The 26,611-nt window shown below is 73.9% G+C and carries 22 protein-coding genes; 3 read left to right on the top strand and 19 right to left on the bottom strand.

Annotation, left to right across the window (positions count from 1 at the left end; genetic code table 11):
* Positions 1-1,666: 1,666 nt before the first annotated feature.
* The 13 genes from ACFXGA_RS30295 to ACFXGA_RS30235 form a co-directional block, all read right to left on the bottom strand.
* Positions 1,667-2,173, bottom strand: a complete 507-nt coding sequence (locus ACFXGA_RS30295) for an MOSC domain-containing protein (protein WP_378093747.1) — start codon at positions 2,171-2,173, stop codon at positions 1,667-1,669.
* Positions 2,170-2,673 carry a peptide-methionine (S)-S-oxide reductase MsrA gene (gene msrA / locus ACFXGA_RS30290; protein ID WP_378093745.1) on the bottom strand — a complete coding sequence of 168 codons (504 nt, stop codon included), beginning with the start codon at positions 2,671-2,673 and terminating at the stop codon, positions 2,170-2,172. Before msrA ends, ACFXGA_RS30295 begins: the two co-directional genes overlap by 4 nt.
* A gap of 139 nt (positions 2,674-2,812) precedes the next feature.
* Complete coding sequence (locus ACFXGA_RS30285) at positions 2,813-4,456, bottom strand: cellulose binding domain-containing protein (protein ID WP_378093743.1); 1,644 nt, start codon at positions 4,454-4,456, stop codon at positions 2,813-2,815.
* A gap of 237 nt (positions 4,457-4,693) precedes the next feature.
* Positions 4,694-6,787: a phosphotransferase gene (locus tag ACFXGA_RS30280; RefSeq protein ID WP_378093741.1), complete on the bottom strand. Its 2,094-nt coding sequence runs from the start codon at positions 6,785-6,787 to the stop codon at positions 4,694-4,696.
* A complete protein-coding gene (locus ACFXGA_RS30275) occupies positions 6,750-7,538 on the bottom strand; it encodes a protein phosphatase 2C domain-containing protein (protein WP_378093739.1) in 789 nt (262 codons plus the stop codon). Before ACFXGA_RS30275 ends, ACFXGA_RS30280 begins: the two co-directional genes overlap by 38 nt.
* Positions 7,539-7,540: 2 nt before the next feature.
* Positions 7,541-8,374: a vWA domain-containing protein gene (locus tag ACFXGA_RS30270; protein WP_378093737.1), complete on the bottom strand. Its 834-nt coding sequence runs from the start codon at positions 8,372-8,374 to the stop codon at positions 7,541-7,543.
* 177 nt (positions 8,375-8,551) lie between these two features.
* Positions 8,552-9,313, bottom strand: coding sequence for a glucose 1-dehydrogenase (locus tag ACFXGA_RS30265; RefSeq protein ID WP_378093735.1), 762 nt, complete (start codon positions 9,311-9,313; stop codon positions 8,552-8,554).
* Between the two features lie 90 nt (positions 9,314-9,403).
* Positions 9,404-9,865 (bottom strand): SRPBCC family protein, encoded by a 462-nt coding sequence (locus ACFXGA_RS30260; protein WP_378093733.1) that lies wholly within the window; start codon positions 9,863-9,865, stop codon positions 9,404-9,406.
* 62 nt (positions 9,866-9,927) lie between these two features.
* Entirely contained in the window at positions 9,928-10,713 is a 786-nt protein-coding gene (locus tag ACFXGA_RS30255) for a hypothetical protein (protein ID WP_378093731.1), read from the bottom strand.
* 93 nt (positions 10,714-10,806) lie between these two features.
* Positions 10,807-11,466, bottom strand: a complete 660-nt coding sequence (locus tag ACFXGA_RS30250; RefSeq protein WP_378093729.1) for a response regulator — start codon at positions 11,464-11,466, stop codon at positions 10,807-10,809.
* Positions 11,463-12,578 (bottom strand): sensor histidine kinase, encoded by a 1,116-nt coding sequence (locus ACFXGA_RS30245; protein WP_378093727.1) that lies wholly within the window; start codon positions 12,576-12,578, stop codon positions 11,463-11,465. The genes ACFXGA_RS30250 and ACFXGA_RS30245 overlap by 4 nt, the downstream gene beginning before the upstream one ends.
* Positions 12,579-12,592: 14 nt before the next feature.
* Positions 12,593-13,018, bottom strand: coding sequence for a hypothetical protein (locus ACFXGA_RS30240; protein ID WP_378093725.1), 426 nt, complete (start codon positions 13,016-13,018; stop codon positions 12,593-12,595).
* Positions 13,015-13,515: a DUF1772 domain-containing protein gene (locus tag ACFXGA_RS30235; protein WP_378093723.1), complete on the bottom strand. Its 501-nt coding sequence runs from the start codon at positions 13,513-13,515 to the stop codon at positions 13,015-13,017. Before ACFXGA_RS30235 ends, ACFXGA_RS30240 begins: the two co-directional genes overlap by 4 nt.
* A gap of 144 nt (positions 13,516-13,659) precedes the next feature.
* On the opposite strand from ACFXGA_RS30235, the gene ACFXGA_RS30230 reads away from it, so the two are divergent.
* Positions 13,660-14,487 (top strand): hypothetical protein, encoded by an 828-nt coding sequence (locus ACFXGA_RS30230; RefSeq protein ID WP_378093721.1) that lies wholly within the window; start codon positions 13,660-13,662, stop codon positions 14,485-14,487.
* A 3-nt stretch (positions 14,488-14,490) separates the two neighbouring features.
* Here the strand turns inward: ACFXGA_RS30230 and ACFXGA_RS30225 are convergent, their stop codons facing one another.
* From ACFXGA_RS30225 to ACFXGA_RS30205, 5 genes are all read right to left on the bottom strand, one after another.
* A complete protein-coding gene (locus tag ACFXGA_RS30225) occupies positions 14,491-14,859 on the bottom strand; it encodes a hypothetical protein (RefSeq protein ID WP_378093719.1) in 369 nt (122 codons plus the stop codon).
* 36 nt (positions 14,860-14,895) lie between these two features.
* Positions 14,896-15,579 carry a hypothetical protein gene (locus tag ACFXGA_RS30220; protein ID WP_378093717.1) on the bottom strand — a complete coding sequence of 228 codons (684 nt, stop codon included), beginning with the start codon at positions 15,577-15,579 and terminating at the stop codon, positions 14,896-14,898.
* Between the two features lie 55 nt (positions 15,580-15,634).
* Entirely contained in the window at positions 15,635-20,893 is a 5,259-nt protein-coding gene (locus tag ACFXGA_RS30215) for an NACHT domain-containing protein (RefSeq protein WP_378093715.1), read from the bottom strand.
* 75 nt (positions 20,894-20,968) lie between these two features.
* Positions 20,969-21,733: an SGNH/GDSL hydrolase family protein gene (locus ACFXGA_RS30210; RefSeq protein WP_378093713.1), complete on the bottom strand. Its 765-nt coding sequence runs from the start codon at positions 21,731-21,733 to the stop codon at positions 20,969-20,971.
* Between the two features lie 57 nt (positions 21,734-21,790).
* Positions 21,791-22,954, bottom strand: a complete 1,164-nt coding sequence (locus ACFXGA_RS30205; protein ID WP_378093748.1) for a glycoside hydrolase family 3 N-terminal domain-containing protein — start codon at positions 22,952-22,954, stop codon at positions 21,791-21,793.
* 309 nt (positions 22,955-23,263) lie between these two features.
* Between ACFXGA_RS30205 and ACFXGA_RS30200 the strand changes: the two genes are divergently transcribed.
* Positions 23,264-24,385: an NAD(P)/FAD-dependent oxidoreductase gene (locus tag ACFXGA_RS30200; RefSeq protein ID WP_378093711.1), complete on the top strand. Its 1,122-nt coding sequence runs from the start codon at positions 23,264-23,266 to the stop codon at positions 24,383-24,385.
* A 114-nt stretch (positions 24,386-24,499) separates the two neighbouring features.
* Positions 24,500-25,903, top strand: a complete 1,404-nt coding sequence (locus ACFXGA_RS30195; protein WP_378093709.1) for an amino acid permease — start codon at positions 24,500-24,502, stop codon at positions 25,901-25,903.
* Here the strand turns inward: ACFXGA_RS30195 and ACFXGA_RS30190 are convergent.
* Positions 25,885-26,433 (bottom strand): carboxymuconolactone decarboxylase family protein, encoded by a 549-nt coding sequence (locus ACFXGA_RS30190; RefSeq protein WP_378093707.1) that lies wholly within the window; start codon positions 26,431-26,433, stop codon positions 25,885-25,887. The two genes, ACFXGA_RS30195 and ACFXGA_RS30190, sit on opposite strands and share 19 nt — an antisense overlap.
* Between the last annotated feature and the right edge of the window lie 178 nt (positions 26,434-26,611).

Genomic DNA, 26,611 nt, shown 5'->3' with positions numbered 1-26,611 from the left:
GGACGGCCGCGGCCGTCCACCCCCGTCCGGGGTGACCACGTCTGAGCACCGTGTACGTCACCGGGTCAGCGCCTTGTCCTTCCGGTCGATCCGAATCGTCATCGCGTCGGACGCGCCCACCGTGACGCCGAAGCGCTGCCAGTTCGGGCGACCGAAGTCATTCCACCGCGCCCACGCGCAGTCCACGTGAGTCTTACAATCGGTGTCGTTCCGGCCTCGCGGATACTCTCTGGTCGTAGACCGGTCAGCACCTCCGGCCGCTACCGTTGCCGATAAGGCTGACGTCGTAAATCCATCCCCGATAGTGTAGGCCGGTCGAGGGGTTGGAAACGTGGACGCGGCTCCATGTGTTGTTATAGTCGTTCGTGACGTAGCAGATCGTGTCCACCTCGGTACCGGGGTCCAACACGCGAACAGGCGCACATTCGCCGTATGGGCCACTGCGAATGTACCCCTTCCGGTCATACTTCACCTGGTCCGTGCCGTCGAAGTCCGTCCTGGTGCTCCAGCCACTGCATGTCACTGCAACTTCATTCGTGTCCGCTTGTGCAGTAGTGACCCCGAGGCTGATGAGAATGGTCATCATCGTGGCAACAAGGACGCGTAGTATCGGCATACTTCTCTCCCGCTGAACAGGATCCCGCGATGGTCATGTTTGCTGGACGGTCAGCTGTCCGGCGATCGCACGTCAGCCGAGTGAGACGCACATTCGGGCCACGTATCGCTTTGTGCCCTGGTACTGCACGGGGACCCATGTGTTGTCATTCACGGGGCAGGTTGTGTACGAGCCGCCTGTCTCGTATGTGCAGGCGCCGCCTGAGACGGGCAACGACTGTCCGGGGTTGAGCTGACCGACTGCGGTGGCTGTGGACGATTTGCTTGTTCGGATCATGACTGCCACTGTGGCCGTGGCGCTGCAAGCCGCGGTCAACGGATCCATCGACTGAACGGTCGATGTCGTCCGGAGGTTGCCGCTTATTGCGGTAAGATTTTCGGCGTGAGTTGGAGGTTGGCCGACGAACAGTGTCACGATAATTCCGGCGACAATGGAAAGACTTCGCATGGCGAGCATGTCGATCCCCCCCGGTGTGGAATATTCCCTGCAGATCGGGAACGTATCGCCCTTGCCGGGTTCAGTGTAGATCCGGGCGGTCAAGCTATTCAACAAACCGTCATTGCGTGCGCGCGGGGTATTCGCGTGCCATGGTTCGGTGGTGCCCGTGTCGAGCGCCGCAGGACTCGCCGCGCGTCGTGCACGTACCCGTGATGCGACCCGCTGTGCCGGGTGCCGCGCTGCGGGTGTCGCTCAGGTGGACCAGCTCTTGCCCGTGGCATCACCGGGACAGCAGCTCGTGAAGCATCCGGGTACCGAGTTCGACCACGATCGGGCGGGAGCCGAAGAGCTGATCAGGGCCGGGGCTCACAGAGCAGGCGTCGAACCAGGAGCAGCCGCTACGTCCGCACCGGGTGGGACGGCGCAGAGATTGTCCTGTGCCGCGTGACCTGGTCGACCTCGACGATGACCGCGCGTGCGGTTGCCTGGCCGGCAGGGCCATCGTGATGGATTGAGTACTGGTACGCGGCAGGCCCGGTGATGTGCACGGCGAGTCGGTGAAGCCGGGGAACGAGTCCGACCGTGGAACAGCGAGGGTGCGGACGCACCGGATCAGGTGGTGAGGGTGGCGGGGCCGAGGCGGAGGAGGCCGTCGTCCAGGGGGACGCAGCGCTTGCCGCCGCGGCCGCGCAGGGCTTTCAGCGCGCCCGGCGCGATGACGGCGTTCATCCAGCCGCACGGGTTCGCGGGGCGGTGGGTCTCGAACCGCACCGGGCCGTCGCCGGAGTCCAGGGTGAACACGGCGTGGCGGGCCAGCGCGTCCACGTCGAGGCCGCGTAGCACGATGTTGCGCCGCACGACCAGCGGGCTCGGCACGGTGGCCAGGCGCAGGTCGGCGGCGGCGGACTCCAGTGACTCGACGGCGAAGACGGTGACCGCGGCCGTGCGGTGGGCGGGGTGGTTGAAGTAGCGGTCGCCCTCCAGGCCCAGGCCCGCCCGGACCACGACGCGATCGCGCGAGACCGGCTCGGGATCGGGTCGCGGTCCGTCGCCGGGCCGTCCCTCGTAGGCGTGCACGGGGGACACGTGCAGCGCCACGATCTCGACGGCCGTGCTCACCGCTCGCCGAGCTGCCACTCCGGCCGGACGTAGTGGCAGGTGTACCCGTTCGGGTACCGCTCCAGGTAGTCCTGGTGCTCCGGCTCGGCCTCCCAGAAGTCACCCAGCTGGGAGACCTCGGTGACGACCTTGCCCGGCCACTTGCCGGACGCGTCCACGTCGGCGATGGTCGCCTCCGCGACCCGCTTCTGCTCGTCGTCGGTGTAGAAGATCGCCGAGCGGTAGCTGGTGCCGACGTCGTTGCCCTGGCGGTTGCGCGTCGTCGGGTCGTGGATCTGGAAGAAGAACTCCAGGATCTGCCGGTAGCTCAGCCGGGCGGGGTCGAAGACGATCTCGATCGCCTCGGCGTGGCTGCCGTGGTTGTAGTAGGTCGCGTTCGGGACGTCGCCGCCCGAGTACCCCACACGGGTGGAGAGGACGCCCGGGTGCCGGCGGAACAGGTCCTGCATGCCCCAGAAACACCCGCCCGCGAGGACGGCCTTCTCGGTCACGCTCGCCATGTGGTCGCTCCGCTCTTCGATCCGATGGATGTGCACCAGGGTGAACGCTCCCGCGCCCCGTTGTCATCCCCGGGCGGCTGTGACGCGCGACGGGACCGGCCCGGCGTGGGCGCCGGACCGGTCCCGTCGGCGGGCCGGACTACCTCGCGGCGCAGGTGGGCGTCATGCCCGAGCCGCTGCCGGTGGCCTGGTAGCCGAACTCGGTCGACTGTCCCGCGCCCAGCGCGCCGTTGAAGCCGACGTTGCCGAAGCTCACCGTGCCGCTCGTGCCGCTGCGGGTGGTGTTCCACGAGTTCGTGACCGTGGCGCCGGACGGCAGCGCCATGGTCACCGTCCAGCCGTTGATCGGCGAGGCGCCGGCCGTGACCTTGACCGTGGCGACGAAGCCGCCCGTCCACTGGTTCAGCGACACGGTCGCCGTGCAGCCACCCGGCTGCTGCGACGTGGTCGTCGTCGTAGTGGTGGTCGTGGTCGTGGTGTCACCGGTGGTCGTGGTGGTCGTGGTGGTGCTGGTCGGACCGGTGCCCAACGTCGGAGTGGTCCAGTCGCGCCACTGGGCGAGGTTGCCGGTGGCCTTGCTGTGCATGGTCACGCCGCCGGTGAAGGTGCCGGTGTTGCGGAGGAACTTGGCGACGGCCTGCTGGAGGGGCGTGCGCCATTCGGCGCGGTTGGCGCAGTGGTTCCCGTCGGTGACGTTGGAGTGGTAGAGCAGGTTGTCGCCGGCTCCGAGGGCCTTGTAGACCTCGGCCCCGCCCAACGCCGCGACGGAGGCGGAGCGGGGGCCGAGGTTGGCGATGTGGGGGTTGTCCATGATGAACAGGCCGCGCGGCGCGATCATGGCGACGAGCTCGTGGGTGTCGATCGGGGCGGCGTTGGGGTTGCCCGTGTAGGCGCTGAAGGCGTCGCCGAACCAGGGTTGTTCGCCGTAGGCGCTGGCCAGGGTCTGGCCGCCTTCGGCGTTGACGCCGCGGTAGATCGGGACGCCGGCGGTGCCGGACTCGATGGGCATGGTGAGGGCGACGCGCTGGTCGAACACGCCGGCGGCGAAGGCCCCCTTGCCGAAGCGGGAGCAGCCGGTGACGCCGATGTCGGGGCGCAGGACGGTGCCGCCGGACTGCTCGATCACGTCGATGATGCGGGAGACGCCCCAGGCCCAGGCCATGAGCAGGCCGGTCGGGCTGGTGTTGCCGTAGAGGGTGTAGAACGCGCCCTGCTTGTTGTTCCGCGGGGTGCCCTCGCGGCCGACGGTGTAGGGGTCGAAGGTGATGGTGGCCGCGCCGGCGGCGCGGATGGTGGCGGTGTCGCCGCCGAACCCGCCGTACACGATCACCGCCGGGAACGGGCCGGTGCCCGACGGCAACTGCACGCCGGCGGAGAAGCTCGCGCTGCGGCCGTTGTGGGAGACGTTGACCGTGACCGCGCTGGTGGTGACGGTGCCGGTCACGGTCGGCTTGGCGGGCTTGTCGCCGTAGACGTGGCGTTCGGCCATCTCGCGGATCTCGGCACGGCGGCAGCGCCAGTCCGAGCGGGAGGTGATCCGTTGGCCGTTGAGCCTGGTGAACGGGTCGGGCAGCCGGGAGGTCGAGGGGTAGGAGCCCGGCAGGGTCACCGGGCAGTCCGCGCCGTCGTCCTCCACCCCGGCCGCCGCCACCACGTCACCCGCCGCGACACCGGCGGGGGCGGACAGGGCCACCGCCGTCACCGTCCCGGCCAACCCGAGCATCGCCACCGAGAGCACCACCACCGCTGACCGCATTCTCAGGCGGCCTGAACTGAGCTTCACCACGACTCTCCTTTGAGACAGGGTGCAGGACCGACGATCCGAACGACGAACGCGCCTAAAGTTTCGAGCAGCATCTCGAAACATGTCAACGAATCTCGCCGCCTTGATTCAAGTGCCGGTCTCAGTTGGCGATGACTGCACCGAGTAGCCACGGCGTTCGCTCGATCATGGCCCAACGGAGCGTGCAGGGCCCTGGTCGCACCGGAAAACCGCAGGCCGCGCTCGGTGACCGCGTGGTCAGCTCCGGCCGGTGAGCAGGAACCGGAGGTAACCGCGGTACGTGATCAGCCGGAACGCGTTCGCCCGAACGGTGCCCTCGGCTGCCGCCTGGACGGCGCGTTCGAGGCGCACGGCGGCTTCGGTGGCTGTGCGGTCGTGGTCCGCGCGGACGCGTGCGGTGCCCGTGTTGGCCGCTTTCATTTCGGCCGCGAGAGCGATTTGTTCGGAGCGCAGGGCGGCGCGCAGCTCGCGGATCTCCGCGTCGGCGTCGGCCAGCACCTGCCGGTGCTCGGCGTCGAGCCGCGCCCGTTCGGCGGCGAACCGCGTGGTCAGCTCCTCGCGCTCGGCCGGGCTCACCGCGGTCGGCCGCACGGCCGTGACCGCGGAGGTGACCTGCTCCCGCCAGTGGTCGATCCGGCCGGCGAGCACCTCGCCGACCCCGGCCGCGCTGACGCCGCGCCCGTCTGCCAGGACGAACACCGCCACCCGGTCGGGGCCGTCCACCTCGTAGCGGACGCCGACGAAATCGGCCGCGGTGCGGACGCCGACCGCGTCCAGGTTGCCGATCGACGTGCGGGTCACGCCGTCGATCCCGGCTTCGGCGAGGCGGAACCCGGCCAGTTCGGCGCGCAGGTGCTCCTTCTGCCGCCGCACCAGCAGCCGCTGCTCCTCCAGGTGCGCCCGCGCCGCCGACGCCTGCCGGTCGCGGTCGATCCGGTCGAGGTGCTGCTTGACGGCCCGCTGGTGGGCGCGCAGGCGCTCGTCGTGGCGGTGCCGCAGCTCCCGCCGCCGGCGGTCCTGCTCGGCCCTGGTGGCGGCGGAGGTTTCAGCGATCCGCCGCTGCTCCCGGTCCACCCGCGCGAGCCGGTCGGAAGCGGACCGCCGGGCGGCGCGCAGCCGCTTGGCCTCCGCCCGCGCGGACCGCGCCTGCCCGTGCTCGGGTCGGCGGCGGTAGCCGGCGGCCGTGGCCGCCACCCACGCCAGCGCCGCGGACACGTCGGCGACCGCGAGCGCCTCGTCCACGAACACGGCCGCCGGCACCCCGAACGGCAGCAGCACCAGCACCGCCCGGGTCAGCGCGGCCAGGACCGGCGACCGCCGGCCGAACCGCACCGGGGGCGGTTCCGCCCGGTCCGCCGGCGGCGTGGGGTCGGCCGCCGAGGTCGGCCCCGCGGCGTCGAGGGGTTCGAGCGGCGGGGGAGCGGCGCGCCGGTGGAGCAGCACGTCCTGGAAGCGCTCGGCGAGCCCGCGCAGGCGCGCGTCGGGGTGCCCCGTGAGGGTGGCCAGCCGGAACGAGCCCGCCGGGTCGGCGAAATCGGACTCGGCCAGGAGCAGGTGCTCGGCGTCCTCGTCGCGCAGCTGCCGCCACAGCGCCGGGTCGGCGGCCACGGCCACCAGCGACAGGTAGATCACCCACGCCGGGAACCGGTCGACCTCCGGGCCGAAGTCGGCCGCGGTGCGGTCCGGCGACTGGTAGTTGCGGTGCCCGGTCTCGGTCGCGGGCAGCCCGGCCAGCGCGGGCACGTGCATGCCGTCGTAGTCGACCAGCGTGATCGCGCCGTCGTCGGTGACGAGGAGGTTGCCGTGCTGGAGGTCGCCGTGCCCGATGCCGGCCTCCGCCAGCTCGGCCACCAGCCGCGCGAACCGCCCGGCGACGCGCGACACGGCCGCCGGGTCGTCGACGTGCCGGTCGAGCCAGCGCAGGAGGTTGACCCCCTCCACCCACTCCATCCGCAGCACCGGGTACCACGCGCCCTCCACGAGGATGCCCCGGTCCACGTACTCGAAGCCGACGGCCCAGTCGGCGTCCAGCCGGGCGAGGTGCTCGCCGATCGCCCGGTAGCGGGCCGCCTGCTCCGGCACCTCGCGGGTGAAGCACTTGACCGCGTACCGGGACCCGTCCGCGCCGGTCACCGAGAAGACGCCGGCGAAGTTGCCCGAGATCGCCCGCGGCCTGCCCAGCGCGTCCACGCGCACCTCGGCGCCGGCCAGGTCGGTGCCGCGGAAGCAGACCCCCGTGTCCTGCAACGCCTCGACGTAGGTCGCCCCGGACGGGAACGCGCGCGTCGGCTCCTCAGCCGAGGTCGACGTGGACGACCGTGACGTCGTCATCGCGCACCACCCCCTCCGCCCGCGCGGTGGCCAACCACTCGGCGAAGCCGTCGAGATCACCGGTCCGGGTGAACTTCCCCAGGGCGTCCCACGGCCGGTCGCCGCGCTCGGCCACGCGCAGGAACCACGTGGCCAGCGCGTCGGTGCACAGGAACACCCCGTCGCCCGGCTCCGCGACGCCCGACGCCGTCCGCGCGTGCCGGGCCAGCCGCTCCCGGTCCCGGTCGAACGCGTTGACCAGGCCGGGCGAGTTGTCGAACGCCTCCGCCGACGTCAGCGGGAACGCGCGCAGCAGCCGGTCGTCGCGGGTGTGGAACAGGCAGCTGTCCCCGATCGCGGCGGCGGCCCACCGGGTCGTCCCGGACGGGTCGCGGTCGAACCGCGCGACGAGCACGGTCGCGTGCGCGCCGCGGTCGAGCTTGCGCTCCTCGTACCAGGCGAGGGGTCGCCCGGCGGCCTCCCGGTCGGCCACGTACCCGGCCAGCCACTCGCGCCACGCCTCGCCGGCCCGCGCCAGCGCGGACGCGAAGCGGTCCGGGTCCTGCGGCACGCGGTCGTCGTCGCGGGCGAGGTCGGCGACGGTCCGGGTCAGCAGCCCGGCCCACTCGCCCGCGAGCAGGCTCTCCGACGCGCCGTCGGCCACGGCCGCGACCAGCGGCGTCCCCGGCCCGGCGGGCACGACGAGAGCGGCGTCCTCGCACTCCTGCGGGGTGTGGTCCCGCTTGGGCACGCGGAGGGAGGTGGTGGTCATGCTCAGCGCAGGTCCGTGGCCCGCGTCCCGATGTCCAGGAACTGCACGAGCGAGGTGATGTCGGCGTTGTAGACGAACCCGCGCGTCCGGTCGCCCGCCGTGATGCCCTGCTGCATCGCGTAGAAGCGCATGTGCGGCGGCAGGGGGCTGGACATGCCGAACAGGGTGCGCGCGTAGGCGTCGGGCAGGTCGGCGTCGGTGTCCGGGAACGTCACCGGGACCGCGGTGGTGGCCGAGACGTGCAGGTTGAACAGCAGCGCCGCGCCGTCGGCGGTCACGTGCGTCTGCACCGCCCACGCCGCGCCGGCCGGGTCGCCGTCCGTGGAGTCGCCGTCGGTCAGGTTGAGCACGATCGGCGGGAAGCTGTCCGGGTGCCGGGTGACCCAGTCCGCCACCAGCGACTCGGCGGTGGCCAGCGCCCGGCACATCGGCGTCGGGCCGTGGGCGACCGGGTCGACCCAGACGGGGAAGCGGGTGATCGTCTCCACCACCCCGCCCGCGCCGTCGGGCACCTCCTTGACCCGCTTCTCGACCCGCGCGGGCTGGTCCGCGACCTGGCTGAGCGGCACCAGCTCGCGGCCCGCGAGCGGCCCGGTGAACGCCGAGCCGACCGCGTGCCCGTAGCCGATGACGGCGACGTGGAAGTAGTCGCGGACGCCCTCCTCCTTCGCGCACTTCACGCTCAGCTCGGCCAGCAGCCGGTTGAGCGCGTCGGCGACCACGTCCGCCTTGCGCCGGTGCGCGCCGCCGATCGGGTCGTTCATCGAGGCCGACTGGTCGACCAGGAACACGAAGCAGGACGGGTTGGCACGGCTGATCTCGGCTGCGTAGCTCACGGAGGGTGTCCGCCTCTCCCCAGGGACGGCAGGTGGATCACCCGGAAGGTTAGCCTCACCCCGATCGGCGGTGACGGATCACCCTGGGTGTCGGTCGGCTCCGACGCCGGACGTCCACCCACGGTCGGTGACCCGTTGAGCGGCAGGGGGATCCGGCCCGGCGAGCCGCGCCCGGGGTCACCCCACCATCGCGGTCACCAGGCCGCCGTCGACGACCAGGTCCTGCCCGTTGACGTAGGACGCCTCGGCGGAGGCCAGGAACGCGACCGCGTCGGCGACGTCCTCGGCCGTGCCCAGGCGGCCCGCGGCGACCGTGGCGACGATCCGGTCACGCGCGTCGGCGGCCACGTGCGCGTGGTACATCGGCGTCTCGATGTAGCCGGGGCTGACCGAGTTGACCCGGATGCCGCGCGGGGCCAGCTCGGCGGCGAGGGTGCGCGCCAGGTTGCGCACCGCCGCCTTCGTCGCCGAGTAGAGGGCCGCGCCGGCCATGCCGCGGTGCGCGGTCCACGACGCGTTGAGCACGATCGCCGCGCCGTCGGACAGCAGCGGGAGCGCCTTCTGGACGGTGAAGAAGACGCCCTTGAAGTTGATCTCGACCAGGTGGTCGAACTCCGCCTCGGTGACCTCGCCGCCCGGCTGGAACGACGCGACGCCCGCGTTGGCGAACACCACGTCGAGCCGCCCGTGCCGGTCGTGGACCGCCTCGGCCACCGCGTCGAGGTCGGCCGCGCTCGCCACGTCGCCGCGCAGGGCCAGGACCCGGTCGCCGCCGCCCAGGGCCTCGACGGCGACGTCCAGCCGGGTCTTGTCGCGCCCGGTGACGACCACGTGCGCGCCCCCGGCCAGCAACCGCCGCGCGGTCGCCAGCCCGATGCCGCTCGTGCCGCCGGTGACGAGCGCGATCCGGCCGTCGAATCGGGAAGGGTTGTGCTCCATGCGGTCGAGCGTGCCGACCGACGCGCGCCGCGGCCAGCAAGATCCAACTTGGGGGTGGCGACATCACCCGTTGGTGTCGGATCGAGGCCCTTACGCCGCGAAGTGCGCCTTCACGTTCGCGATCTCCCGCGCGAAGAGGGCTTCCAGGTCGGCCACGAACCCGGCCGGCGCGTCGGGCACCACGCGGAACTCGCGCCGCCAGTCGAGGAAGCTGCGGCCCGGCTCGCTGGTCACCGGCCGGACCCGGTAGGTGGCCAGGTAGTCGACGATGAACAGCACCTGCCCGACCGAGCGGTAGGTCAGCGACCGGTCCGGCTCGGACCGGCCCACGACCTCCTCGTCCGCCGGGTCGTGTCCCGGCAGGAGGGTGAACCCGAACCGCGAGGGCACCTTCCCGACCGAGCCCCGGTGGGTCCAGCGGGCGTTCTCGATGCCGTCGCCGAAGACGATGTCGAGGAGCACCATCATGTCCCGGACCTGCGCCCAGACCTCGTCGGCGTCGGCGTCGAGGACGGCGGAGTGGTAGACCGAGTACTTCGGCAGCGCAGTCATGGCGCATGGTTCCACCCGGTCGGGACGGCCGACAATCCGGCAGTCGTGTCCTCCGCGGGCCGTCAGGAGCACGTGACCTCCGGGCCGGGGTCGGTCATCGGCGGGCACGCGGTCCGGGTGCGGACGGGGTGCATCGTCCACGTGGTGGTCGCGGGCCGGTAGCCCATGCCGCCGCCGTCCTCGGTGGCGAAGAAGACGTCGTCGCCGTCGTTCACCGGGACCATGCGGAACCCGCCGCCCTCCACCACGCCGACCTCGACCCGGTAGGCGAACGGGCCGGTCGTGCCCGTCAGGTCCACCACGACGTCGAACCGGGCGTCCTCGCCCGGCCCCACCTCGTGCCGCTCGGGGAACGTGCGCGGCGCGGCGTCGCCGTTCACCGCGAAGTCGACCCGGTCGGGCCTGGTCAGCGGCGGTGTCGCGGCCGGCTCGGGCAGGCAGCGGAGCCGGACGACCGGCGCCTCCGCGCGGTCGTCGCCGGGGTAGGGCGTGGGGTCGGGGACGATCCGCACGTACGTGCTCTCGATCGTGGTGCGGCGGTCGGCCGACAGCGTGATCGTGTGCGCGGCGTCGCCGACGGGCAGCGCGCCCTCGCGCAACGCCCACGCGTGCAGGCCCCGGCAGTCCACGACGTCCGCGGGCGGCGTCCGGTCGGCCACCTCCTGCGGTGCCATCAGGAACCAGCCGCGGTCGGTATCGTGGTCGCTGACGGTGACGTTCACCCGTACGGTGGGCTCGGCGGGCGTGTCCGGCGGGGGTGGGTCGGACCGGGGCCGCCAGACGATGACGCCCGCCGCGAGGACGGCGGCGGCGCAGACGGCGACCACGGCGGTCGTGCGGCCCTTCATCGGCACCTCCCTCCGGGGTGGCCTCCACCGTCCACTGTGGCACCACAGCCGCGCCGGCGGGTGCCGAGGTCGCCGGGTTCGGGATCGTCGGGTTCAGGACTGCCCGGCCGAGACCAGGCCCGTCTCGTAGGCGAGGACGACGAGTTGGGCGCGGTCGCGGGCGCCCAGCTTGGCCAGCAGCCGGCCGACGTGCGTGCGGGCGGTCGCCGTGCTGATGACGAGCCGTTCCGCGATCTCCGCGTTCGACCGGCCCGTGCCGACCTCGGCCAGCACCTCCCGTTCGCGCGGGGTCAGCGCGGCGAGCCGGTCGGCGGCACGCGGCGCGGGACCGGCCGCCGCCGCGCGCATCACCCGTCGGGTCACGGCGGGGGACAGCAGGGCGTCGCCGCCCGCCACGACCCGGACCGCGGCGCGCAGGTCGTCGGGCGAGGTGTCCTTGAGCAGGAACCCCGCCGCGCCGGCGCGCACGGCGTCCAGCAGGTGCTCGTCGGTGTCGAACGTGGTCAGCACGACGACGTGGACGTGCCGCAGCCCGGGGTCGGCCACGATGCGCCGGGTGGCCTCGATGCCGTCGCCGCCGGGCATGCGGATGTCCATCAGCACGACGTCCGGCCGTTCCCGCCGCACGAGCGCCACCCCGGCCGAGGCGTCGGCCGCCGCGCCCACCACGGTGATGTCCTCGGCGCGGTCCAGCAGCGCGCGCAGGCCCTCCCGGACCAGCGGCTGGTCGTCCACCAGCACGACCCGGATCACGACGCCTCCACCGGCGGGAACTCGGCCTCGACCAGGAAGCCGCCGCCGGGCGGGGCCTGGGTGCGCAGCGTGCCGCCGAGCAGCGCGAGCCGTTCACGCATGCCGATGATCCCCCAACCGGCGCCCTCCCCGTCCGGTCCGCGCCCGTCGTCGCGGACGGTCAACCGCAGCCCGTCCCCGGAGTAGCGCAATCCTATGTGGACGACGCGGGCGTCGGCGTGCCGCAGCACGTTGCTCAACGACTCCTGCACGACGCGGTAGGCGGCGGCGTCGGCCACGGCGGGCAGCGGCACGCGCGACCCGGTGACCTCCACCCGCACGTCCAACCCGGCGGCGCGGGTCGAGGCGACCAGGTCGTCCAGCCGGTCGAGCCCCGGCACGGGCGCGCGGTCGTCGGACGCCCGCAGCGCGCGTACGGTGGCCCGCAGCTCGCGGACGACGTCGCCGCACGCGGCGCGGACGGCGGCCAACGAGCGGCGGGCGGTGTCCGGGTCGTCCTCCAGGGCCTCGCGGGCCACGTCGGCGTGCAGCGAGATCACCGACACCGTGTGGGCCAGCAGGTCGTGCAGGTCGCGCGCCACGCGCACCCGTTCCCGCTCGACCCGCCGGGCGGCCTCGCGCTCGCGCTCCAGCTCCGCCGCCCGCGCCTGCCGCCGCACCTCGGCCCGCCAGCCGCGCCGCGACCGCACGGCGTCGCCCAGCGCGATGACGCTGGCCATGAGCGCCGCGGAGCCGACGAACTCGTACCCCAGCAGGTAGGCCAGGTCGTCGCCCTCCCGCGCGCGGGCGGCGGTCGAGACCACCAGCAGCGCCACCGACACGCCGACCGCCCACCGCACCCGTCCCCGTTCGGCGGCCGAGTACAGGGCCGCCGCGACCGGCACCGCCAGGCCCACCGGCGGGAACGACGTCGTGTAGTAGGCCAGCAGCACACCGGTCGTGGCCAGCAGCGTGCCGACCGGCCACCGCCGCCGCACGAGCATCACCCCGCCGAGCACCACGGCCAACGCGTAGGCCACGGGGTCGGGCGGGGACGTGTCGCCGATGTTCGCGGCGATGGTCGCGCCGACCACGACCACCACGAGCACGGCGAGCGCGATGTCGGCCGCCACCTGCCGCCCGTCGGTCAGGACCCCTCCTCTCGCCGGCGCGTGCGGAACGCGGGCACCAGTCGGGCGACCAGCCACGCGACGACGCCCGCGGCCGCGCCGACCGCCGTGCCGGTGACCAGGCTGCTCAGCGCGGCGGCGATCCGCAACACGGCCTCCCCGAACACCGGGGGCGGCACGTCGGCGAGAGCCTGAGTCCACAGCAGCTGGTGCGTCGCCGCGAGCAGCACGCCGTGGCAGACACCGACCGCCAGCAGGGTCACGAACGGGTTCGGCACCCGTCGCCACAGCGCCACGGCCACCCAGATCACGAGCGGCGCGAACACCAGCACCGCGTTGACCGCCGGCCCGACCAACCGCAGGTCGTGCGCGGCCACGCGCGGCACGCCGAGCAGGGCCGGCGTCCACAGCCACGTCGCGGGCAGCCCCGTGCGGCGGCTCACGCCGGCGCCTCGGCCCGGCGGGACCGCTGGTGGGCGGTGAACGCGAGCACCGCCGTCAGACCGCTCACGGCCAACCGCGCCCAGTGCCCGGTCTCGAACTCCACGGCCGTGCGGCGCAGCACCTCGGCCGAGTGCACCGCGATGCCCTCGGTGAACATGATCTCGTTGCGGGGCCAGAAGTAGAGCACGGAGAACAGGAACTCGCCGACGACCAGCGACGCCAGGCTCGCCAGCACCCACGGCCGTGCCGGCCGGACCCGCCACAGCAGGGCCGCGCTCGCGACGGCCAGCGCCACGGTCAGCGCGCCCATCGGCGGGAACAGGTCGGCCGGCCCCGTGACCTCGAAGAACCCGACCGCGCGGGCGAGCGACGCGGGCGGGTCGTGGAACACGTTGGGGTAGATGACGATCGTCTCGACCAGGATGCCGCCGAAGGCGACCATGGCCACCCAGACGTACAGGGTGGTGACGATCCGGGACAGGGTGTGTAGGCGCACGGGAACTCCGCAGGTGAACGGGGAACCGCCCCGGGAGGGGCGTCGATGCGCTCCACGCTAGGCGGGGGAGGGGTGCCGGGGCATCGACCTGCGCGCTGGTCCCGCGTACGCAAATGAACGTACGTGATGTGCTTGAGTCTTCGCGTGCTGTTCCAGGAAGAGCTGATCGCGCGTGTCCGCGACGTGTGCGCGGACGACGAGGGGTTGGACGCCGCCCTCATGTACGGCTCGTTCGCCGCCGGGGAGGCGGACGAGCACAGCGACATCGAGTTCTGGCTGTTCTTCACCCCGCGCAGGCGGGCCGGGATCGACCCGCGGTCGTGGTGCACGGACATCGCGCCGGTCAGCTACGGCCTGGTCAACGAGTTCGGCTCGTACGTGGCGTTCTTCCCCGGCCTGGTGCGCGGCGAGTTCCACTTCGCGACCGTGGACGAGATCGCCGACGTGGCGCGGTGGCCGGCGCGCGGCGCCCCGGTCGAGCGGATGCTGCTGGTGGACCGCCGGGGAGCGCTGGCCCCGGTGCTGCGCGGCCTGCCCGAGCGGCCCGTGCCGCCGGTCGACAGCCCCGAGGCCGTCGCGCGGTACTGCGACCCCTTCGCCAACTGGCTGGTGCTGGCGCACCACCTGGCGGCGCGAGGCGAGGACCTGCGGGCGTGGGACGCCCTCGGGCACGCCCAGCGGCACCTGCTGTGGATGGCACGACTGGCCGAGAGGTCCACCGCGCACTGGCTGACCCCGTCGCGCGGGGCCGAGCGGGAGCTGTCGGCGGACACGGTGGCCCGGCTGCGGGCGGCCACCTCCGCCGCGTCGCCGCGCGAGCTGGTCGGGGCGCTGCGCGCGGCCCTGGACCTGGGCCGCCGCCTGTGGCCGGTGATCGCCGACCGGGTCGGGCTCGCCGCCCCGACCGCGCTGTTCGCCGAACTCGACGCCGCCCTCCGGCTCCGCGACCACGGCCGTGACACGGCCGGGTGACGCTCACGCCAGGACCGGGAACGCCCGTCGCAGCTCGGCGAACAGCAGCCCGTGCCGGCCGCGGCCGAAGGCGCCGACGGCCGTCCAGACCGCGTCCAACGCCGCCCGCAACGGGTCCCGCTCCCGCGTCGTGAAGATCGCCGGGAGCGCCATGGCCTGCTGGAGGAAGTCGTCGTGCCGGCCGTCCGGCGTGGTCACCAGCGTGTGGGGCACCCGTTCGTCGGCGAGCAACCGGTCCCAAAGCCGGCGGTCGTCGTCGAACGGCGGGGGCAGCGGCTCGCCGCGGTCCATGGCGGCCAGCGCGGGCGCGATCCAGTCGATGTCCGCCAGCCTCGCCTGGACGGACGCGCCCCATGCCCCCCACCCCGCCACCCCGCGACGGGCGTCCGGTCAGACATAGGCCCTCCCCTACACCAACGGCCGGTCCAGCGGTGCGAGGTCGAGCGCGGCGCCGCGCAGCTCTCGGAGCCGTGCGACCGGCAGCCGACCGCCCCACTCGCGTTCCTCGGCCCGCAACCGGGACTCCGCCGCGGCCCGTTCCCGCTCCTCCCGCGCCCGGCGCTCGGCCTCGGCCTTCTCCTCCGGCGTGGGCGGCGGTGGCTGCTCGCGGGCGAACCGGTGCCAGTAGGCGGCGTGCTCGCCGGTCACCTTCACCACCCGGTCCGGCTCGGGCGGCGCGGGCCAGAACTGGAGGACGTAGCGCTCGCGTGAGGGCTCGTCGCCCTCACGGGCCTCGTCCATGCCCGTGGCGCAGTAACGAACCCGGTAGTCGACCGGCGCCAACTCCAACGGCCACGACTCCTCACCCGCCCACGCCACCAGCGCCGCGGGCCCGGACGGCCGGAAGGACACCTCCACCACCTCCTCCCACGCGTCGCCCACCGGCGGCGGCACGTCGTGCAACTCCACCGCGAAGTCGACCTCGCCCGTGTGCAGGCCGGTCACCAGGAACAGCACGCCGGGAACCGCGCCACCGCACAACCCGTTGACCTGACCGCCGAAGCACTCGGCCATCCCGGGCGACTCGTCCCCGCTCTCCACGTAGATCTGCCCGTAGTGCACCCAGGCCGCACCACTCGTCAACGTCCGCACGCCCGCCCCTCCCTCGACCCGTCGCCGAGATCATGGCGAAGCCCACCGACAACCCTCACCGCCCGCCCACGACCGGGGTGACCACGCCGAGGTCGCGCAGCAAGCCTTGCGCCTCGGGTCGGCACAGGTCGCTCCACCGTGCCAGGGCGCGTGCCGCCTTGACGCGGACGTGGCGCGGCGCCTCTGGGTCGTGGGCGATCTCCCTGGCGACCACGGCGGCAGCTTCCCTCCGGTCCCGGCGGTGCTGCGCGGCGGCGGACGCGGCACGCAGCCGTACCCCCGGGCCGGGCGTGCGGTCGCGCGCCAACCCCAGCAGCCGGATCGCGCCTTCGACCGGGTCGAACGCGCCGACGGCGTCGAGCACCTGGAAACGAACCAGCGGCTTCTCGGCGTCGGCGAGCCGCCTCAGCTGCTCCACCACCTCGGTCCGCAGGTCCGGACGCTTCAGGCCGAGCGCACCGGCGGCGTGGACGCGGACGAGCGCCGGCATCGCCTCGTCGGTGGCGATCTCCCACAGACAGGTGGCGCCCGCGTCACGACCCGGCCCGCCGAAGTCGAACAGGTCCTTGGCCACCCGCCACCGCAAGGTCGGTCGGCACGCGGGATCGGTGGCGATGCGGTGCAGGACTCGAAGACCCACGGCGCGATCGTCCACGGCATGCGCTCGAAGCCTGACCGCCGCCGCCCATCGGGTCGCGGGACGGGTCCGCTCGTCGTCACGCAGATCGCGCAGCCGCTGCAGCCCGTGCGACCTCCGCAGGGCGTAGAGCAGCTTCACCCGGTCCGCGTCGGACGTCCGGTCGTCGTCCACCAGGTCGCGCAGTACCGGGATCAACGAGTCGGGCGTGTCACCGGTGAGGCCGAGGATCCGACTGACGGCGGAGTTGCGCTCATCCCGAGGCCGGCCGGTGTCGAGGGCAACCGCGTAGTCCTCGGCCAGTGGTCCAGGGCGGCCCAGCGGCGCCAAGCGCAGAAGGCCCCGACGGGTGTTGTAGGCGAGGGCCGGGTCGTCGGCCAGCCGCTCCAACACGGCGATCGCTTCCGGTCGCGAGCGCGGCGACAGCGCACCGAGCGCCTCGGCCGCCCTGACCCGGTCGGCGGGCCTGGTCTCGACGGCGGCCATGACGTCACGCAACATCGCGACCGCATCGGCGGCCAGAGCCGACTGCTGCCACTCGGAGATCCCACCGACCCGTTCGTCGGGCGATGCGGTGCGGTCGAGCAGGAGTTCGCGTTCGGCATCGACTCGGCTCTTACCCGGCAGGAACGATGCCAGCCACCGATGGTAGATCGGCCGGGTTGCGGGATCGTGGAGGAGGACCGACACCGCCTGCCGCACTTCCGGACCGCGGGACGGGAACCCGTGCACCGACCACGTGACGGCCAAGGTGCGTTCGTCCGTGGTGAACTCGGTGCTCGTGGTGAACCTTCGCAGGGCGGCCAGCGCCTTCTCGATCAGCGCGGGGTCGAGCGGCCCGAGCTTGGTCGCGGCTTCGACGCGGCTGAAGACCGGGAGCGACTCGTCGGCGAGCGTTTCCTCCTGGAAGGCGATCGCCGCGGCCACGGTGGTCGGGTCGTGCTCGGCGAGCCGTGTCACCGCGTCGATCCGGTTGTCGTGGTCCAGGTATTCGTCGGTGCCCTGCTGCCGGATCTCCGCGAGCGCTTCCTCCCGCAGGTCGGGGCGCAGCTCCACCAACGCGGAAGCTGCGACGAGTCGCTTGTCCTGGCGGCTGTCCGCGTCTGCCAGGTAACTGCGGAGTGCGGGTGCGACGTCCGCGCCCAGTGCGGCCAGCGAGCGGATCCGCGACTCCCAGCCGAACGTGCCGTCCGCGCCTTCACGCATCACCACGGCGACAGCGGACTCGATCGCGTCCGGTGTCGCGCGGGCCAGTGCCAGCGCGGCGTCACGGCGATCGGGCAGAGGCAGGAGCTCGTCGGCGACGATGTCCCTCAAGCGCGCCACCACTGCGGTGTCCGCCCAGTGGTCCACGTTCTCCATGGCCTTGGCCACCTGGCACACGGTCGAAGCCGTTGCCCGGGGGCCCATCGCCACAGCCCGCAACGCGGCCACGACCTGCGCGCGTGAACCACTGCCGAGCTTGCCCGCCTCCGCCGCCAGCCGGGGCAACTCGGAATCCGGTGTCTCGGGTGCTCCGACGAGGCGGACGACCTCGTCCGCCATCCTGCGGCGGACGCGCCGGCTCCCCAACGCGATGAGGTTCCTCACCGCGTTGATCCGCGCTTGGCCGTCCCACGCGGGGTCGTGCAGCACCGCGGTCATCGCTTCGGCGAACGCGTCCGGGTCCACGACGTCGAACTGGTTGAACACCGGGTAGTCCCGGTAGGAGGCCCACAGCGGGGCCTGCTCCGGCCTGACCAGCGCCAGCATGGCCTCGGACGCCCGTTCGCGGAGGTCGGTGCCCAGTCGCCGCAGCGCTCGCCACGCCGTCATCCGCCCCTCGGGGTCGGCGTGCCGAGTGGCGATCTCCGTGAGGTGCCGGGTCACCTCGCGGTGGAACTCCGGGCCCAGCCCGATCAGCTCGAACCCCGCGTTGACGCGGAACGAAGGGTCGATCGAGCGGTCCGCGAGCACCGCGCGCAGCGACTCCACGGCCGAGCCCCGGTACGGCTCGCCCAACGCCGCCAGGTTGCCGAACGCCTGCACGGTGGTCGGGACGGAGGCGCTCGGGTGAGTGACCACGTCGCGCAGCGCGGCGGCGGCCTCGTCCCGGTGCTCCGGACCCAGGTCGGCGAGTGCCTGCCCGGCCCAGCGCCGGCCGTTGGCGTCGGTGGTCCAGTCGGCGAGGACCGCCCGGAGCAGGTCCAACGCCTGCTGCTGTGCACCCATGTCGGCGAGCGAACGGGCGATGCGCGTCCGCAGGTACGCGGTGACCCCGAACGCCCGGGACAGCGCGACGAGGTGGTCGACGGCCGTCACGCGGTGTTGCGGGCCCAGTTCCGAGAGCGCTTCCACGGCCGAGATCCGGTCGCCGATCGGCAGGCGGCGGTCGGAGATCAGCCGGGTCAGGGCGGTCACGGCCTCACCGGCGTGGTGCGGTCCCAGGGAACCGAGGCCCACCGCCGCGTCGCGCAACCCGGCGGAGAAGTCGGTGCGGGTGCGCAGGACCTCACGGAACACCTCGGCACCGCGCTCGTGGTGCTCGATGTCGATCTCGATCAGACCTGTGGCTGCGTGGACCCGGGCGTGGTCGCGGGCATCGGGATCGTCCAGGATGGCCGTCAGCGCGGCGACGGCGTGGTCGCGGGACTCGCCGTCGAACGTGGCCAGCACGACGGCGGCGTTGCGGAGTTGCTCCGCCGTGGCCGAGGGTGACGCGAGGACGGCCCGGAGGCCCTCCTGGGAGGCGCGATGGCCTTCCGGGCCGCACTCGGTCAGCGCTTCGGCTGCGGTGAGTCGGTGCTCCACCGGGATGGCCGGGTCGTTCACGGCGCGGCGCAGCAGCCGCACCGCGTCGGGTGCCTCCGCACCCCGGAGCCGGGTGGCCAGCGCGGAGGCTGCCTCGACGCGGGACGGCCAGGGCGCGTCCTCGGCCCGCATCAGGTCGAGCAGCCACGCGGCGGTGCCGGGGTGGTGGGCGGCGCGGCTGGTCTCGGAGAGGATCTTCAAGGCCGGGTGCTGGGTGGTCATCGCCCACGCCCGCACGGTGGTCAGGAACGCGTCCACGGCGGCGGCCCCGGTGGGCAGGTGTCGGGCCAGGAGGCGGGCGGCCAGGAGGTGTCGGTCCGCGCCGCCGGAGTGCAGGTGTTCGAGCAGCCGGCCGGCTTCGGCCGGGTGCAGCCGGCTGTGGTGCAGCAGCACGGCGCGCGCGTGGCGGCCCCGGTCCTCGGCGCGGGCGGCGTGCAGGAGGCCCGCGAAGTCGGCGTGCGCGGGGTCGAAGCGCTCCGGCAGCAGCCGGGCCTTGGCCGTGGCGGCGAGGTGTTCGGCAAAGCTGTGGTGCAGGAACCGCAGGTCGTCGCCGCGCCGGGTGAGCGGCCCGACCGCGGCGAGGTACGCGACCAGGTCCTCCGGCCAGGTGCCGATGAGGTGGGGCAGGTGCCGCGCGGCCCAGTCCTGCGCGGCGACGACCAGCGACGTGTCGGCTTCCAGCCGCACGTGGCCGAGGTGTTCCAGCAGTGCGTCGCGCACCGGGTCGAACGGCCCCGGCTCGGCGTGGTGCGCGGTGCGCAGGTACTTCAGGTACGCCTCGTACAGCTCGTACCGGTTGTCCGGCAGGGGGCGGTGGCCCGGCTGGTCGAAGATGATCGCGGCGATCGTCGCCAGCAGCGGCACGCGTGCCAGCTCGTCCAGGTGGGCGGCGCGGACCTGGCGCACGAACCGGTAGGCGCGGTCGTGGTCGCGGAACCAGTTGCGGGCGAACTGCCGCAGCGCGTGCTGGTCGAACGGTTGCAGCTCGTAGCGGGCGGCGCCGATGCGCTGCAACGGGGCGAGCGCCGCGCCCTCGATCGGTCTGGTGGTGACCACGACCCGGTAGGGCGAGGAGGGGTCCGCGGTCCACGCGGCCAGCACGGTCACCAGCCGGTCGCGCTTGGTGGTGTCGGCGACCTCGTCCAGGCCGTCCACCAGGAGCAGCCAGCGGCAGCCCGCGATCCGCCCCTCCACCGTGCGCTGCTCCAGGGGAGAGGCGAGCAGCGCGCCGTACTCCTCGCCGGCGCTCTCCGCGACCGCTTCCGGGAACGGCCGGCCGAGCCGTTCGGCCAGCTCCCTGGCCGTCAGCCGCAGCGGCACCACCTGCTCGGCCAGGGACACCGGGTCGCCGTCGCGGGTCAGCCACCGCTCGGCCACGTCGGCGGCCAGCCGCAGCGACAGCGTCGACTTGCCCTGGCCGGGACCGCCGGTGACCACCACGTGGTCGTCGCGGTTCAGCGCCTCCCACACCGTCCGGGTGGGCGGGCGCACCGCTAATCGGGTGATCGGCGGGCTGGGCGGCTCCACGACCTGGCCCCGGCGGTCCACGATGGGCACCGGCTGGGGCTGCTCGGGCGGTGGCTCGTCGGAGCCGCTGCCGAGGTCCTGGCGGACGTGCACGGTCGCCAGCGACGGCCGGCGCGCGCCGGGCAGCCGGTAGGGCATCTCGCGTGCGGCGTCCACCTGGGCCCGCATCAGGAACCGGACCGGCGCGGGCAGTTCCGGCAGGTCGGACCACCCTGCGGGAGGGGGAGTCGGAGGCGCTTGCGCGGCGGGCGCGCCGGTCACCGTGATGTGCACGTCGCCGTTGATGGTCCCCGCCAGCACGGCGGCTCCCGGCACGTCACCGTCGATCCGGTTGGTGGCGGACGCAGCGCGCTTCTCCAACCCCGACCTCATTTCGCTCGCGGTGAACGCATGATGTCACAGCGTGCGCCCGAGGGCCGGTGAGTGGCGGGCGGCTCAGACCAGGGGACGGGCCGCTTCCACCGGCACCCAGTCCGGGTGCTTGCCGGTCGCGTCGTCGCCGGACGAGATGCCCCGCAGGCGGCGGTTCACCCAGGGCAGGACGTGCTCGCGGTAGTACCTCGCCTCGACGAGCAGGCTGCGCCGGGCGGCGGGTGCGGGATCGACGGCGTGCGCCTCGGTGGTGTGCCCGAGCGCGTTGAGGACCAGCGACGCGACCCGCTGGTGGCCGGCGGCGTTCAGGTGCAGCCGGTCCGGCGACCAGTACTCGGGCCGGCGGACCTCGACGTCGTTGAACGCGTCCACCAGCAGCACGTCGTGCCGGCGGGCCAGTTCGGCGATCGCCGCGGTCAGCACCACGCCGCGGCGGTGGATCATGCGGCCGAACGGCAGCCGTTGCGACGGGTCGGCGCCGCTGAGCAGCACCAGCCGCACGCCGGCCGCCGCGCACCGCAGGATGGCGCGTTCGGTCAGCTCGACCAGCCGCTTCAAATCCACGCCGGGCCGCATCATGTCGTTGCCGCCACCGTTCAGCGTGACGAGCGTGGGCGCGGGGGACAGGGCCAGCGCCGCGTCGAGCTGGGTGGTCGCGATCGGCTCCATGAGCCGGCCCCGGACCGCCAGGTTGGCGTACCGGACCGTCTCGCCGAGCGCGGTGGCGAGGCCCGCCGCGACCAGGTCCGCCCATCCCCGGGGTGTGCCGTCGGGGCGCTCGTCGCCGACCCCTTCGGTGAAGCTGTCGCCGATGGCCACGAATCGCACTGCCGATGCCTCCCGCCGTGACGTCGTCGCCCAGCATAGGAGGCGTCGCGAAGTGACTCAGCACACCTGCTTCGCGCGCAGGACGCGGCGGGTGGCCTCGTCCACGCGCGGGGCGGGCAGCGCGCCCGAGGCGACCGCGCCCTCCAGGTGGTCGAGCACCTCCCGCACCCGGCCGCCCGACGACCACAGCGCGATGTCCGCGCCGGCGGCGAGCGCCTGGGTGACCGCGTCGGGCAGGCTCGCCCGGTCCGTCACCGCGCGCATCGCGCCGAGGTCGTCGGTCATCGCCGGGCCGGTGAAGCCGAACTCGCCGCGCAGCAGCGCGTAGGCGTCCGGGCTCAGCGTGGCGGGCAGCCCGCCCGTGAGGCCGGGCACCTCGATGTGCCCGAGCATCACCACGACGTCGCCGAACCGCGGCAGGTGCCGGTACGGGACCAGGTCCGTGCCGCGCAGCACGTCGAGCGGGGGAGAGGTGACCGCGCCCAGGTGGGAGTCGCCGCTGGTGTTGCCGTGGCCGGGGAAGTGCTTGACCACCGGCGTGACGCCCGCCTCGTGCAGCCCCTCGGCGAACGCCAGCGCGTAGTCGACGGCGGTGTTCGGGTCCGCGCTGAACGACCGGTCGCCGATGACCGTGCGGTCGGGCTGGCCGCTGGTGTCCAGCACGGGGGCGAGGTCCGTGGTCACGCCGCGTTCCCGCAGCGCGACGCCCCGGCCCCGGGCCACGGCCCGGACCTGGTCCGGCGACATGTCGGCGGCCATCCGCCGGGCGCTGGGCAGCGACCCGTCGAGCGCGTCGAGCCGCTGCACCCGCCCGCCCTCGTCGTCCACCGCCACGGTCAGCGGCAACGCGGCGGCGGCGTGCACGGGGGCCAGCGCGCCGGCGGTGAGCAGGCCCACGTCGTCGCCGCCGATGAAGATCCCGCCCACCTGCTCGCCCTGGACCACGGCCAGCGCGTCGGCCGGTCCGCGCGGGTCCACGCCGACGACCAGGAGCTGGGCCAGCCGGGCGCGCAGCGGCAGCGCGGCGATCCGCGCCGCGCACGGGTCCGGGGCCGGGGTGGGCCGCGGCGCCTCGGTGGACGACGGCGCGGCGGAGGACGACGACGGCGCGTGCGACGGGGTCCGCAGGGCCGCCGGTGTGCTCGACCGGTCGCCCGGCGCGGAGGTCACCACGGCGAACGACCCGGCGAGCAGCGCGCCGAGCGCCACGAACAGCAACATCGTGGACGTGCCGGCCTTGCGGCCACCCCTGCGCTTCACTTCCGGTCGGTTCCCTCGTCCCGCGGTCACACCGCGTTCCCGTGCCCGCCCGGTCGGCGGACCGCCCGGCCATCGTGCGAGCGGTCGCGCGCGACCGCAACCGCGCCGGAACGGGGGACGTGTGCACGTTTCTCGTCGCAGGACATCACCGACAGGGTATCCGTTGTCCGATTCGGGCGGTGATGACCGTGTTCCGCCTCCCTCGCGCGCGGCCCGGGACGGCTATCGTCGCGGTGGGGTGCTTTCACGGGTCGTGGAAGGCGGGTCGGCATGGTGGCGCACGTCGTGGTCGTCGGCGCGGGCGTCTACGGCGCGGCGGTGGCCGCCTCGTTGGCGCGCCGCGGCGCGCGGGTGACCGTGGTGGACGCGGGCGCGCCCGGCGGCGGCACGTCCGGCGCGACGTTCTCGTGGACCAACTCGTGCGGCAAGCAACCGCGCTCGTACCACGACTTCAACGTCGCGGGCATGGAGGCGCACCGCCGGTTGGCGGCCGACGTGCCGCACGGCGGCTGGTACCACGAGACCGGGAACCTGGAGTGGGCCGCCGCGGCAGGCGCGCGGGACGCGCTGCGCGCCAAGGTCGCCGGCGTCCTGGACTACGGTTACGAGGCGCGGTGGTTGAGCCGGGACGAGGCGCTGGCGCTGGAACCCGACCTGGACCCGGCCGCGCTGCCGGACGACGGCATCGCCTACTTCCCCCGCGAGGGCTGGGTCGAGCCCGTCCCGCTGATCGGCCACCTCCTGGCGACGGCGGTGTCCCGTGACGCCGAGGTGGTCCACGACGACGCGGTGACCGGCCTGGACGTGACCGGCGACACCGTGCGGGCCGTGCGGCTCGCGTCCGGGCGGCGGATCGCCGTGGACGCGGTGGTCGACTGCGCCGGTCCGCGGGCGGCCCGGATCGCCGGGCTGGCCGGGTTGGCGCTGCCGATGCGCAACACCCGCGGCGTGCTCGTCCACACCTCCCCGGTCGCGGTGGCGGCGGCACGGGTCGTCCACGCGCCCGACGTCCACCTCCGCCCGGACGGCGCGGGACGGCTGCTGCTGCACACGCCCGACACCGACGGCGCGGCACGGGTGTCGGACGACGGCCGGATCGACGTGGACCCGACCGCCGTCGAGGACGTGCTGGCGGCGGGCCGCGCCCTCTACCCCGGCCTGCGCGCGGCGGCGGTGGAGGGCGTGCGGGTGGGCGAGCGGCCCATCCCCGACGACGGCCTGCCGGTGCTGGGCCGGGTGGCCGCGCTGCCCAACTTCCACTTCGCCGTCTCGCACAGCGGCGCGACGCTGTGCCTGCACGCGGGCGACCTGGTCGCCGCGGAGGCGCTGGGGGAGGACCGGGGCGACGCCCTGGCCCCGTTCCGGTTCGAGCGCCTGACCGCCGTCCACTGAGGACGGTCGGCTTCGGTCGGCCGTAGTGGCCGCGTGCCCGGTGATGGCGTGCCCGGGCCCGGCCTGGCACTGTCGCGCTGCCCGCGCGGACGGATGCGACCCCGGAGGACGGCCTTGGCGGACGACGCGAACGGCGGGCTGCTCCGCCGGCTGACGAGCCGCCAGATCGGCATGATCTCGCTGGGCGGCGCCATCGGCACCGGCCTGTTCCTCGGCTCCGGCCTGGCGATCTCGATGGCCGGCCCGGCGGTCGTGCTCGTCTACCTGGTCGGGGCGCTGGCGGCGGTCGGCGTGGCGTACGCGGTGGCCGAGATGGTGGTGGTGCACCCCGAGGCGGGCGGGTTCGGCGCGGTCGGCGCGCGGTACGCCGGGCCGATGGTCGGGTACGTGCAGCGGTGGTGCTACTGGGCCACCCAGGTGATCACGGTCGGCGGCGAGGTCGTCGCGGCCGGGCTCTACGTCCGCTACTGGTGGCCGCAGGTGCCGCTGTGGGCGTCGGTGTGCGTGTTCGCCGTGGCGATCGTGGCCGTCAACTTCGCCGCCGTGCGGCTGTTCGGCGAGGTCGAGTACTGGTTCGCCATGGTCAAGGTGACGGCCCTGGTCGTGTTCCTGGTGCTCGGCGTGCTGTACGTGGTGTTCGGGCTGCCGGGGCAGGACGCGGCGGGCCTGTCGGCGTGGACCGGTCACGGCGGGTTCGCGCCCAACGGGCTGGTGGGCGTGCTGCTCGCGGTCACCGTGGCGACGTTCAGCTACGGCGGCGTGGAGTCGGTGGCGATGACCGCCGCCGAGTCCCGCAGCCCCGGCCGGGACATCCCGCGCGCGGCCCGGCGGGTGGTGCTGCGGCTGGCGCTGTTCTACGTGCTGGCGACCGGGATCATCGTGGCGATCGTGCCGTGGACGGAGGCCGCGGCGGTCGACGGGGTCGCGGAGAGCCCGTTCGTGACGCTGTTCGCGTCGATCGGTGTCCCCGCCGCCGCGGGCCTGATGAACCTCGTGATCCTCACCGCCGCGTTGTCCGCCGCCAACACCACCCTGTACCTCGCGTCGCGCACGGTGCACTCGCTGGCGCTGGACCGGTACGCGCCGCCCGCGCTCGCGGCGGTGAGCCGACGGGGCAGCCCGGTGCGGGCCGTGCTGGCCTCGACCGCGGGCCTGGCCGGCGCGGCGGTGGCGGCGGCGCTGTCCCCGGACGCGGCGTTCCCGGTGCTGCTCGGCATCGCGATGTTCAGCGGCATGGTGGCCTGGATGCTGATCTTCGTGAGCCACCTGGCGTTCCGGCGGGCGCGCCGGGGCCTGCCGCCGTCGCCGGTCCGGCTGCCCGGCGCGCCGGTGACCACGGTGTTGAGCCTGCTCTACGTCGTGCTGGTGGTGGTGGCGACGGCGTTCACCGAGGCGTTCGGCCCGGCGTGGCAGGTCGGGGTGCCGTTCGTGGCGCTGGTGCTGCTGTCGTACCCGCTGGTCAGGCGTCGCCGGACCGGCCGGCGGGAGGCCGCGACGGCTCAGCCGGACGCGGTGTAGCCCTGCTCGACGATGCGCTTGGCGGACGCGTCGTAGGCCGCCGGGTCGGTCGGCGCGAACGTGCCCAGGCCGTCGACGTACCGGTTGAACATGCAGAACGCGGCCGCGATCAGCACGGTGTCGTGGATCTCGACGTCGGTCGCGCCCTCCGCGCGGGCCCGGTCCACCAGCTCGGCGGTGACCTTGCGGCCCGAGTCCTGCACGGCGGCGGCGATCCGCAGCAGCGCCCGCAGCTTCTCCGACACCGGCGCGCCGTCCAGGTCGGCCTTCACCTGGTGCACCAGGGCCATGCCCTTGTCCAGCTGGGCGGCGGCGAACGCGGAGTGCGAGTTGTGGCAGAACGTGCACTCGTTCAACGCCGACACGTAGGACGCGATCAGCTCGCGCTCGCCGGGCGGCAGCGAGTGCGGCGCGCGGAGCAGGACTTCGGCCAGCTCGTTGAGCGGTTTCGCGGTCTCCGGTCGGAACCGCATCAAGCCGGTGATGCCGGGGAAGTGGGTCTCGTCCAAGCCGAGGTCGATGTGCGCCATGGCGGTCACGCTAGCCGTTCACCGACCGCTCGGGGGGTGGTCGGTGAACGGCCGCACTGCGTGATCCCGCAGTGGGCGGCCCCGGGCGCCGGCCCCGCGCGGGGGGGGGGGGGGCGCGGGGGGGGGCGGCGGGGGGGGGCGCGCCCCCCCGCCCGCCCCGCCCCCCGGGGAGAGCGGG

This window comes from Actinosynnema sp. NPDC059335 (assembly GCF_042752395.1).
Lineage (GTDB): Bacteria > Actinomycetota > Actinomycetes > Mycobacteriales > Pseudonocardiaceae > Actinosynnema.
This window is presented reverse-complemented; position numbering and strand designations above follow the sequence as displayed.